Raw genomic sequence first — 11,147 nt, forward strand, 5'->3', positions numbered from 1 at the left:
TCAATCCGGCCCCATTTGTCGCCGTTTCAACACCATGCGGATCCGCATGTCCCTCGCGCGGCCGCTGTGCCTTCCCGGCACCCGCAGGGAGAGTCGCAATCTCGGCTTTCTTCGAGAGCGGACGAGATGTTTTCCAGCCTGGGTGTCCAGGTCGCTGCGCACTGGAAACCCGCACGGCGTGCTGGCATCGTGAAGGGACTGTGCGTCGCGGCAGGAATGTTGGCGGTGAGTGGGCGGAAGTGGCCCAAGGTCTGGCGGACCAAACGTATTGGGATGTGCAGGGCGGAAAACGTTTCCGTCTCGGGGCTGTAAAAACTCCCCGAAACCAAGGGGTGTCTGCTGATGAGCTGGGACCCAGGACGCATCCGAGTGTCGCAAAAGCGAAGCGGATCAACCGGTTGGCGTGGCCGGCCGCGCAAGCCGGAAAACCCCGGCTCCTGGCACACGGCTCGCATCGGCCGCTGACGCTGTTCCACCCCCGCATCGCCTTCCCTGGTTCCGGTCCCTCGTGCTCGCCCAGTCGCCTCTCCTCTGTTCCTGCGGTCAGCCCCACTCGGACGCGGAGGCGTGTCCCACGCTGATGCGCGGGCTCGACCTCAACGGCGGCACGATGCTCTACGCCGGCACGCCGCCGCCGGGACCGGCCTTCGCGCAGCCCGTCACGCCCTCGCCCATGTCGTCTCCCACGCCCGTGGTGCCCTCCCTCGTGGGCCAGGAGTTCGGCCGCTTCCGTGTCGTGCGCGAGCTGGGGCGCGGGGGCATGGGCACCGTGTTCCTCGCGGAGCACACGCTCATCCAGAAGCGCGTGGCCATCAAGGTGCTCCACGCGCACCTGGCCCAGGCCCCGGAGCTCGTCGCGCGCTTCCTCTCCGAGGCCCGCACGCTCACGCTGGTGCAGCACGAGAACGTCGTCACCCTCTACGACCTGGACTCGCGCGACGGGCGCCCGTACCTCGTCATGGAGTACCTGGAGGGGGACAGCCTGGCCAACTTCGCCCGCGGCCCCATGGCCCCGGCGCTGGTGGTGGACCTGATGACGCAGGTGTGTGACGCCCTGGGCGCCGCGCACGCGCACGGCATCGTCCACCGCGACCTGAAGCCCGCCAACGTCTTCCTCGTCCCCAGCCCCAGCGGCAAGCAGCGCGTGAAGCTGCTCGACTTCGGCATCGCCAAGCTCTTGTCCCGCCCCGCCGGGGAGATGACCACGGAGGTCGGCGTCCTCCTGGGCACGCCGGAGTTCATGGCCCCCGAGCAGTGCGGCGACGGCGTCGTGGACGCGCGCAGCGACCTCTACGCGGCCGGCGTGCTCGCGTACCTGCTGCTCACCGGCCAGGTGCCCTTCTACGGCCGCACCGCCGCCGAAATCCTGGTGGGCCACCTGCAGAAGGAGCCCGTCCCGCCGCACGAGCTGAGCCCCGCCGTGCCGGAGGCCCTGTCGCGCGTCCTCCTGCGCGCGCTGGCCAAGCGTCCCGAGCACCGCTTCGCCTCCGCCGCGGAGCTGCGCTCGGCCCTGGAGGCGTCGCTCGCGCCGCCCCCCGCGCCCACCGCGCCGCCGCTCACCGCGCTCCTGCGCGGCAAGGGAACCCAGGCGGGCGTGGAGCTCAAGGGCGAGTGGGTGGGCCGCTCCGGCCTCTTCTTCCAGCTGGCCACCCCGCCTCCCGCGCTCCTGTCGGACGTGGCGCTGGTGCTGCGGCTGCCCGGCGGCGAGCTGCCCTGCACCGCGCAGGTGGTGCGCCACGTCACCGCCGAGCAGGCCCAGGCGTGGAACATGTCCCCGGGCTTCGGCGTGCAGCTGCGCGACGCCAGCCCCGCCTTCCAGGCCCAGCTGGCCCAGCTTCGCAACGGCACGCGCCCGGCGCCCACGGCCGCCACCGCCGCCATCCCCACGCCCGAGGACGCGCAGGCGGAGGCGGTGTTGCAGGGCTTCCGCCGGCGGCTCGCCGGGGACCCGTACGCCGTGCTGGAGCTGCCGCGCGACGCCACGCTGGAGGCCGTGCGCACCGCCGCCCAGCGCGCTCGCGGGGCGCTGGAGCTGCTCAAGGCCCGCCCGCTGTCGGAGGGCCAGCGGGCCCAGGTGGACCGGGCGCTGGAGCGCGTGGCCGGGGCGCTGCACACGCTGGGACACGTGGAGCGGCGCGTGGAGTACGACGCCACGCTGGGCAACGTGGAGGGCATCGAGCGGTGCCTTGCCGCGGGCCTCACCGCCACCATGCTGGAGCAGTGCCGCCGCCGCTTCCTCGCGGGCAACACCGGCCGCGAGGGCCGCGCCGCCGTGCACCGGCTGTCCGGAGACGCGCTGGCGTCCGTGGGCCGGCTGGAGGAGGCGCTCGCCGCCTACGAGCTGGCCGTGCGCGCGGACCCCCTGGACCTGGAGGGGCTCAAGCGCTGGCGCTTCCTCCGCGCCCGGGTGCGTGGCTCGGCCGCCCCCCGGTAGGGGAGCCGGGCTCGCATCCATCCGGGGGCCGTCTTGCGTATGGGAGAGGAGACCCCGTTAACTCTCTCCTCTTCCATGGCCTCCGAACCCGACGACAAGCTGCCGCCCCAGGGGCGCTTCAACCGCCTGCGCAAGCTGGCGGGCCTCTCCATGCACGTGGGCACGGAGGTGCTCAAGGCGGGCGCCAAACAGCTCTCCGGGAGCAGCCCCACGGACCTGCTCAGCCTGGGCACCGCGGAGAAGCTGGTGGCCACGCTGGGGGAGATGAAGGGCGCGGCCATGAAGCTGGGCCAGGCGCTCTCCATGGACCCGGACCTGCTCACGCCGGAGGTGCGGCAGATGCTGGCCCGGCTGCAGAACCAGGCCCCGGCCATGTCCTACGCGCAGGTGTCGCGCGTGATTCAACAGGAGCTGGGCGCGCCGCCGGAGGCGCTGTTCCAGGAGTTCTCCCCGGACGCGCTCGCCGCCGCGTCCCTGGGCCAGGTGCACCGCGCGGTGATGCACGACGGCCGCCCCGTCGCGGTGAAGGTGCAGTACCCCGGCATCGACGCGTCCATGGGCCACGACATGGACAACCTGGGCCTCGTCGTGAAGACGGTGTCCAAGACGTCGCGGATGATGGACGGCACCGCCTACTTCCAGGAGTTCCGCGACGAGCTCATGCTGGAGCTGGACTACCGCCGCGAGGCGAAGCTCGCCCAGGGCTTCGCCAGGAGCGTGGCGCGGCTGCCGGACCTGTACGTGCCCCAGGTCATCGAGGAGCGCAGCGCCCACCGCGTGCTCACGCTGGAGCTGCTGGAAGGCCAGACGCTCAAGGACTGGGTGACGACGTCGCCGGACAACGACGCGCGCTTCCGCGTCGCGCGCCAGCTCATCCGCGCCACCTACGGGCCGTTCCTGGACGCGGGGGAAATCCACGCGGACCCGCACCCCGGCAACTTCATGGTGATGCCGGACGGGCGCATGGGCCTTCTGGACTTCGGCTCCATCAAGCGCTTCAGCCCGGGCTTCGTCGCGGCCAACCGCCGCATGTTCCAGCAGGCGCTGCGGCTGGAGACGCTGGACGTGCTGGGGCTGTGCCGCGAGGTGGGCTTCTCCGTGGAGCTGCCGGAGGCGGAGGCGGAGGTGCTCTTGCGCGAGGTGCTGCACATCGCCGGGCGGCCCATGCGCAGCGCTCCGTATGACTACGGCACCTGCGACATCAACCGCGACATGCGCAACCACTTCACGCGCAACGCCGCGCGCATCATGCGCATCCGGCCGCCCCCGGAGGCGATGATGTTCTTCCGCGCCACCGGCGGGCTGGCGCAGAACCTGCGCCTCGTGGGCGCGCAGGGCGACTTCCGGCAGGTGTTCCTGGAGGTCGGCGCGCTCGTGGGCGAGTGAGCCCCCGAGGCGCGGGCGGGGCAGGGCGGCGCTACGTGCCCGCGGCGACGCGCGGGCGCTTGTGCAGCCGCTCCAGCTTGCGCGCCAGGTCCGCGCCCTGCGTGCTCTTGGACAGGTAGCCGTCCGCGCCCGCCGCCAGCGCCAGCGCGCGCAGCTTCGACTCGTCGGAGGCGGAGTAGAGGACGAAGCGCGTGTGCTCCGGCGCCTGCTGCCGGGCCAGCGTCAGCACCTTGTCGCCGCTCAGCGCGGGGATGTTCACGTCCAGCAGCACCAGGTCCGGCGCCGTGGTGCGCACCAGGTTGGAGACCCCCAGCGACGAGCGGTGGGTGCGCACCTCGAAGTTGTACGAGGACAACGAGCGCTCCGTCAGCGCGAGCTGGTCCGGGTCATCGTCCACGATGAGGACGCGAATCTTCGACTCCGACATGGTGGCTCCCCCTGGAACCGACAGTTGGGTGCCCCGGCCGGCAAGATGCCGCCCCAAGGAAGACAGTGGCCCGGGCACGTCCCGAGTATGACCCACCCCCTCCCTCCTTGCCAGCCTCCCTGGAATTTTACGGGTTTACTCTGCGCGAAATCACACCCTGTCTCAGCGGGCCTTGCGGCGCGTAGGGGCCTTCAGCGCCGGGAAGGTGATGCTGAACACCGCGCCCCCTTCCGGACGGTTGGCCGCGCCGAGCTTTCCGCCCGCGTGCGTCACCACGCCATGGGCCATGGACAGCCCCAGGCCCGTGCCCTTGTCGCCCTTGGTGGTGAAGAAGGGCTGGAAGAGGTTCGCCAGGTGCTCCTCGGGGATGCCGGTGCCCTCGTCCTCCACCTTGAGCCAGACGGTCTTCGAGCGGTGGCCCGCGCTCACGCGGATGGTCCCGCCGTGAGGCATCGCGTCGCGTGCGTTGATGAGCAGGTTGATGACGACATAGCGCAGCTCCATGGCGGAGCCCGCCACCAGCGGGAGCGCGTCCGGCAGCGCCAGCTCCAGGACGAGGGGGGCGCTGGTGCTCCGGGCCCGGTACTCGATGCCGCCTCTCGCGATGTCCACCGCGTCCCGGACCACCTCCACGAGCTGCACGTGCTCGACCTGGTGCGTGGGCTTCTGGCGCGTGAAGTCCTGGAGGCGCCCCACGCGGCCGCTCGCGTCGGACACGATGCACGCCAGCGCGTCCAGGTGGCGCTGGCTGGTCTCCGCGATGGCCGTGTCGCGCTGGAGCATCTCCAGCCGCAAGCGCATGGCGTTGAGCGCGTTGCGCAGGTCGTGCGCGATGCCCGCCGCCAGCTCTCCCAGGGCCCGGATGTGGGCCTGCTCCAGGGCCCGGATGTGGGCCTGCTCCACGCCCGCGTCGCGCGCGCCCACCCGCTCCTCTTCCGCGTGGGCCCGGGCCGGCGGGGTGCGCTCCTCCAGCTTGCGCACCAGCGCGGCGTGCTTCGACTCCAGCTCGCGGTCCTCGCGCAAAAGCCCAGGGCTCTCCACAAGCGCGGCATCCGGCGGCGCTGGCGGCTCCAGGGGGGGACGGCGGGCCCTCAATGGTTTCACCCGGCTCTTGAGCAGGCGGTTCTCCTCCGCGCTGTCACGGGAGGGCTTGGACGGCATGACCTACGAAGTAACGCAGCCCTCCTGGAGCATCAAGCCCGCATGCCCGGGAGCGGAGCCGTGAATCTCAAGGGTTGGAATGCGCCCCCTCTTGGCCCCGGGTCCAGGTCCGCGAGCCAGGGCCGCCCCCGGTTTTCAATCCGGGAGCACGTCTGTTTCTCCCCGTCGTGAAACCCGTGGCTGTGGGTCCATGCACTCGGGCGGGTGGTCGTCCGGGCGGGGGCCGTGACTCAATGCGCCAGCCCAAGCGTTGTCTTTCCGAGCCCCTGGAGGCGGTGAGGGTTTCCGCTCCTTGAAACGGCTGCTATGCATGTCCTCTGCCGAGGCATTCCTGCCTTGGGAGGCCGCGCTCCCGGGGGGGAGTCGGCTCGCGGGGGACGGAAACCAAATCCATTTGGGTGAAGCTCTTCGCCGGGAGGGACGGCAGCCGCTCCCCGGGAAGACGAGGCTGGCATCATGGATATGAGTTCGATGGGGGCGGAGATACGCGTGGCATTGCTGGAGGATCAGCTCATCTTCCGGGAGAGCCTGGTGGCCCTGCTGGAAGGCGCGGGAATGAAGGTGGTGTCCCGTTGCGCGGAGAGCAGCTCGTTCCTGTCCCAGGTGCGCGGTGCCGCCCCCCACGTCGCCCTCGTGGACCTCCGGCTGGAGCACGTGGGCCGGACCGAGGCGGAGGACGGCCTCGCGGTGCTGAAGCACCTGCACGACTTCCATCCCCACATCCGGTCGCTGGTGCTGTCGGGCATCCAGGCTCCGTCCACGGTGGAGAGCTGCTTCCAGGCGGGTGCGGCGGGCTACCTGTGCAAGCTGAACGTGAGCTGCGATGAGCTCATCCAGGCGGTGCGGCGCGTGGCCCAGGGCGAGCGGCTGCTGCCCGTGGAGATGCTCAACCCCAATGCCTTGCAGTTGAACGAGCTGTCCTCGACGGCCCCGGCCCTGTCGCGGCTCACGCTGCGCGAGCGCGAGGTGCTGGGCTACGTGGCGGCGGGCGCGGACAACCTGAAGATCGCCGCGCACCTGGGCATCACCGAGCGCACGGTGAAGGCGCACCTGACGAGCATCTACCGCAAGCTGGGGCCGGAGAACCGCGCCCAGCTCGCGGTGCTGGCGTGCGAGCTGGGCGTGCCGCGCCCCGTGCTGGCCTGAGGCCCGTGGGCCTCGGGCCCGGCCTTCAGGGCGCCGCGGCTTCCTCCCCGGCGTCCCGGGGAGCGCCCAGGTGCTGGAGGAACCACTCCCCGGCGAGCTCCGCCACCTGCTCCAGTTCGGAGTCCTCCTGGAAGTGGTGCGTGGCGCCCGGGATGACGTCCATGCGCTTGTCGGCGCGGAGCGCTTCGTAGGCCCGGCGGTTGATGTCCAGGCCCAGCGTGTCCGCGCCGCCCACCAGCAGCAGCGTGGGGGCCCGCACCTTGGGCAGCACCGCGCCCGCGAGGTCCGGACGGCCGCCGCGCGACACGACGGCCTCCACCTGGTCAGGCCGGAAGGCCGCGGCGGACAGCGCCGCGCCCGCGCCGGTGTGCGCGCCGAAGTAGCCCACGCGCAGGCCCTGGGTGGGGCCTTCACGCTGGAGCCACCGCGCCGCGCCCGCCATGCGCATGCCCAGGAGGCCCACGTTGAAGCGCAGCTGCCGCGTCCTGCGCTCCTCCATCTCCTCGCTGGTCAGCAAGTCCATGAGCAGGGTGCCCAGCCCCATCGCCTGGAACAGGCGCGAGGTCTGCGCGAGCCGGGGACTCTGGAGGCTGCTGTCGCTGCCGCGCGCCAGCACCACCACGCCCCGGGCGCCCGCGGGCACCGCCAGCCGTCCCCGGACGAGGACGGCGTCATCGACCGGCACCATCACCTCGCGCTCCAGATGGGTGCGCGCCGCCGATCTTCCACCACGCCGCGCTGGTGACTCCCGCGCTTCTTCCCACCCGTGGTCCTGCCCTACCGCCTTCAACCCCGTTCGTGACCGGGGACCTGTCATACAGGCTCCTCCCGTCTGCGTTTGGCTGTTTACAGCGTCTGGCTGAGACACAAGTTGACCACTGCCCCCGCCGCTGTGACCTGTCGGAAGGTGCAGGGTGTCCAGCGTAGGACAGGGCCGTGGGCGACGGGGAGGACGCCCCGGGGCGGGCGCCCGGGGCAGGACTTCAGGGCTTCGTGGCCACCACCAGCTCGAAGGGACCGGGGAGCACCTGCGCGTGCGTGAAGCCCGAGGCGGTGAGCGCCTCCAGGTAGAACTCCACCTCGCGCAGCCGGCTCACGCACGTGTCCACGCCGATGAGGAAGTAGGACCAGAAGAACTGGGCCGCCAGCCGCTCCGGGGTGCGGAACTCCTCGCAGATGAGCACGCGCCCGCCGGAGGGCAGGGCGGTGAAGGCGGCCTGCATGAGCGAGCGCGCCACCTCCGCGGGCCAGTCATGCAGCACGCGCACGAACGACAGCGCGTCGTAGCCCGTGGGCAGGGGCTCCTTCAGGAAGTCGCCACCCACGAAGCCCAGGCGCTCTTCGGACAGGCCCGCGCGCTCGCGCGTGCGCGTGACGAGCGCCTCGGTGGCGGGCAGGTTGTAGACGTCCACGGCGAGCGCCGGGTGCTGGCGCAAGAGGTGCTCGGCGAGCGTGCCGTCCCCGCCGCCCACGTCGAGCAGCCGCGCCCCGGAGGGCCACAGCGTGCCCGCGTGCGTGCGGAACGTCTCCAGGATGGGGCCCAGGCCCGCGGCCATGCTGGCCTCGAAGCCCTCCACCTGCTCGGGCGTGCGCGGGGGCCAGTCGAACGACGTGGCGGACATGGAGTGCTGGCCGCGCAGCGTCTCCGGCAGCCGGCCGTGCAGGGCCTTCCAGTCGTACTTCTCGCGGTCGCGCTCCAGCGAGTTCGCGCCCAGCACGGCCTCCGCCGCCGCGCGCAGGCCAGGGACGCCGCGGTAGCTGGCCGCCTCCAGCGCGTCCTGGGGCTGCTCGCGCTGCACGAGCCCCAGGCTCTCCAGGCAGTCGAGGAACTTGTAGAGCCGCTTGGGCACCAGGCCGTGCTTCGCGGACAGCTCGCCCAGTGTCACGGGCCCCGGCTCCAGCGCGTCCAGCAGGCCCAGGTTCAGGGCCGTCTGCACGACGTCCAGCGCGCGGGCGCCGTTGAACAGCAGGTGCAAGAGGGCGCGGGGTGACGGGGCCTCGCGGGTGAAGGGGGCCGGGCTCATGCGGACTCCTGGCGCTGCTCTTCGATGAGCGCGTCCATGAAGGCGTCGACTTCCTCGGGCGAGTTGTAGAAGTGCGGCGCGGCGCGCAGGTATCCACGGTGGCTGCAGATGAAGCCGCGCGCCACCAGCCGCTGGGTCACCTGGGCATCGCCCTGGAAGCGCAGCGCCACCACGCCGCCGCGCCGGTGCGGCTCGCGCGGCGTCACCACGTGCAGGCCCGCTTCGTCCGCGCGGGCCATCAGCCGGTCCGTGAGCTTCAGCGAGTGCTCGCGCACGGCGTGGATGCCCACGCCCTTGAGCAGCTCCAGGCCCGGACGGGACAGCAGCACCATGAGGGGCGCGGGCGTGCCGCCCATGAGGCGGCGGGCGTCCGGGGCGTAGTCCGTCGTCTGCTGGAAGCCGAGCGGGGACGCGCCCGCCAGCCACCCGGTGGCCGCGGGGCGCAGCGAGGGGAGCAGGTCCGGGCGCACGTACATGAAGGCGGCCTCGGAGCCGCCCAGCCACTTGTGCGCGCCGCCCATGAGGAAGTCCACGTCCAGCTGCCGCACGTCCACGGGGACGGTGCCCACGGTCTGGTACGCGTCCGTGGCGATGAGGGCCCCGGCCGCGTGCGCCGCCTTCGCGATGCGCGCGACGTCCAGCACGGCGCCGGTGGCGAAGGCGCCGTGGGCGACGCAGACGATGCGGGTGCGCGCGTCGATGGCCGCCTCCAGCGCGGCTTCATCCACGCGGCCGTCCTTCGACGGGACGACGACCAGCTCCGCCCCGTAGCGCGCGAAGCCCTTCCAGATGAAGGGCACCGTGGGGAACTCCAGGTCGGTGACGACGACGCGGCGGCGCTCTCCGGTGAACTCCAGGCACGAGGCCAGGCGCGACAGGTGCGCGCTCAGGTTCGTGTCCAGCGCCACGGAGCCGGCGGGCGCGCCGATGAGGCCCGCCACGCCGTCCGCGTACGCCTGCATCTGGGACAGCCACGCGTCCCAGGTGTCATCGCGCCACGCGCGCATCGTGTTCCAGTACTGCGCCAGCACGCCCTCCACCGCCCGGGGCAGCGCCCCGGTGGAGTTGCTGTTGAGGTACGTGCAGGTCTGGAGCAGCGGGTACTCCGCGCGCAGGGCTCCCGGGAGTGCCGCCACGGTCACGGCAGTCTCCGCAGCTCCTGGGCGTGGGCGTACGCCGAAGCATGCGCGGCGTGCGAATGCGAGTGCGGCCCGTGGGGCGTCGGAGCGTGGGCGGCCGACGCATGCGATGCCGGCGCGTGAGGCTGGGCGTGGGCCACCGGGGCATGCGGCACCGGCGTGTGATGCTGGGCGTGAGCCACCGGAGCATGGGCCGCCACGTGGGCCGGAGCGTGCGGAGCATGGGCCGCCACGTGCGCGGGAGCAGGCTGGGCGTGCGCCGCCACGACGTGCGCCGGAGCCGGCTGCGTGTGGGGCACCGCCGCGTGCGCCACGTGCGCCGGAGCCGGCTGCGCGTGGGCCACCGGGGCGTGCGCGGCGTGGACGGTGGACGCGTGCGCCGCCGAAGCGTGCTGCCCGTGCATCGCGTGCATCGGGCAGCCGCCACCGGTGCGCGCTTCGTGCGCCCCAGCCGCGTGCGCCGCCGAGGCGTGCTGCGCGTGGGCCATGGGCGCGTGGTGCATGTGCGGCGCCGGAGCGTGCTGGGCGTGGGCCACGGGCGCGTGCGCCGCCGGAGCCGGCTGCGCGTGGGCCGCGGCGTGCGCCTGGGCCACCGGCGCGTGCACCGCCGCGTCGTTCATCGCGTTGATCGCGGCCATCGGGCAGCCGCCACCGGTGCGCGCCTCACCCGGCGCGTAGCCACCCTCGCGCTTCCAGCCCGCGGTCAGCTCCACGCGCACGTCCCACAGCGCGCGGAACAGCGGCAGCGTCATCCGCGCCTGCAGCACCTGCGAGGGCAGCCCGTCCAGCGCCTTCACCGTGCGGTCGATGCCAATCGTCCGGCGCACCAGCTGGTAGTGCGCGTACAGCCATCCCTGGAAGCTCTCATCCACCGTCACCAGCTGCTCGCAGACGTGCTGCAGGTCCTTCGGCCCCCCAGCCGAATAGACCTGGAACAGCGTCAGCCCGCGGCGCTCCAGCATCCGCTCCATCGCGGCTTCCAGCCCGTCCGCCGCGTGGCGGAGCGTGTTGTAGCCCGGCGACTCCTGCCCGCTGCCGTTGCCCAGGCTGCGGCGGATGACCTGGTACTCCGCCGGCGTCATCGTCTCCAGGATGGCCATCTCCGAGCTGATGCCCGCGATGATCTTCTGCACCCGCGCCAGCCGGGCCACCACCGCCCACAGCGCGTCGCGGTCCATCTCCGCCACCACCTCCACCATCTCCCGCGACGCCAGCTTCAGGTACAGCTCCTGCGACTGGTGGACGATCTGGAACATCAGCTCGTCGTGCGACACCAGCTCGCCCTCCGGCGACTGCAGCGACAGCAGGGTGTCCGTGTGCAGGTAGCGCTCGTAGTCCAGCTCGCCCTTGCCCACCCACTTCTTCAACATGACGTTGAACATGGGTTGAGTCAGCTCATGCTTCAGCTTTTCCGCGTGGCTGTAATCGGT

General features: G+C 72.2%; 9 protein-coding genes. 3 read left to right on the forward strand and 6 right to left on the reverse strand.

Features of this window, described 5'->3' with window-relative positions; translation table 11 throughout:
• The first annotated feature begins 580 nt into the window (after positions 1 to 580).
• Positions 581 to 2,434 (forward strand): protein kinase, encoded by a 1,854-nt coding sequence (locus tag NR792_RS30360; RefSeq protein WP_375756193.1) that lies wholly within the window; start codon positions 581 to 583, stop codon positions 2,432 to 2,434.
• 75 nt (positions 2,435 to 2,509) lie between these two features.
• A complete protein-coding gene (locus NR792_RS30365) occupies positions 2,510 to 3,820 on the forward strand; it encodes an ABC1 kinase family protein (protein WP_375756194.1) in 1,311 nt (436 codons plus the stop codon).
• Positions 3,821 to 3,851: 31 nt separating this feature from the next.
• Here the strand turns inward: NR792_RS30365 and NR792_RS30370 are convergent, their stop codons facing one another.
• Complete coding sequence (locus tag NR792_RS30370; protein WP_375756195.1) at positions 3,852 to 4,247, reverse strand: response regulator; 396 nt, start codon at positions 4,245 to 4,247, stop codon at positions 3,852 to 3,854.
• 162 nt (positions 4,248 to 4,409) lie between these two features.
• Positions 4,410 to 5,270 carry a sensor histidine kinase gene (locus NR792_RS30375; RefSeq protein WP_375756196.1) on the reverse strand — a complete coding sequence of 287 codons (861 nt, stop codon included), beginning with the start codon at positions 5,268 to 5,270 and terminating at the stop codon, positions 4,410 to 4,412.
• A gap of 594 nt (positions 5,271 to 5,864) precedes the next feature.
• Here NR792_RS30375 and NR792_RS30380 point away from each other — a divergent pair.
• Positions 5,865 to 6,554 carry a response regulator transcription factor gene (locus NR792_RS30380; RefSeq protein WP_375756197.1) on the forward strand — a complete coding sequence of 230 codons (690 nt, stop codon included), beginning with the start codon at positions 5,865 to 5,867 and terminating at the stop codon, positions 6,552 to 6,554.
• A gap of 25 nt (positions 6,555 to 6,579) precedes the next feature.
• Here the strand turns inward: NR792_RS30380 and NR792_RS30385 are convergent, their stop codons facing one another.
• The 4 genes from NR792_RS30385 to NR792_RS30400 all read right to left on the reverse strand — a co-directional run bounded on the left by NR792_RS30385 (position 6,580) and on the right by NR792_RS30400 (position 11,099).
• Positions 6,580 to 7,242 (reverse strand): dienelactone hydrolase family protein, encoded by a 663-nt coding sequence (locus NR792_RS30385; RefSeq protein WP_375756198.1) that lies wholly within the window; start codon positions 7,240 to 7,242, stop codon positions 6,580 to 6,582.
• Between the two features lie 295 nt (positions 7,243 to 7,537).
• Positions 7,538 to 8,578 (reverse strand): methyltransferase, encoded by a 1,041-nt coding sequence (locus NR792_RS30390; protein ID WP_375756199.1) that lies wholly within the window; start codon positions 8,576 to 8,578, stop codon positions 7,538 to 7,540.
• Positions 8,575 to 9,714 carry an aminotransferase class V-fold PLP-dependent enzyme gene (locus NR792_RS30395; RefSeq protein ID WP_375756200.1) on the reverse strand — a complete coding sequence of 380 codons (1,140 nt, stop codon included), beginning with the start codon at positions 9,712 to 9,714 and terminating at the stop codon, positions 8,575 to 8,577. The genes NR792_RS30390 and NR792_RS30395 overlap by 4 nt, the downstream gene beginning before the upstream one ends.
• Positions 9,715 to 9,716: 2 nt before the next feature.
• Positions 9,717 to 11,099, reverse strand: a complete 1,383-nt coding sequence (locus tag NR792_RS30400) for a tryptophan 2,3-dioxygenase family protein (protein ID WP_375756201.1) — start codon at positions 11,097 to 11,099, stop codon at positions 9,717 to 9,719.
• Positions 11,100 to 11,147: the final 48 nt, after the last annotated feature.

The organism is Corallococcus exercitus (assembly GCF_042231735.1).
Taxonomy (GTDB): Bacteria; Myxococcota; Myxococcia; order Myxococcales; family Myxococcaceae; genus Corallococcus; species Corallococcus exercitus_B.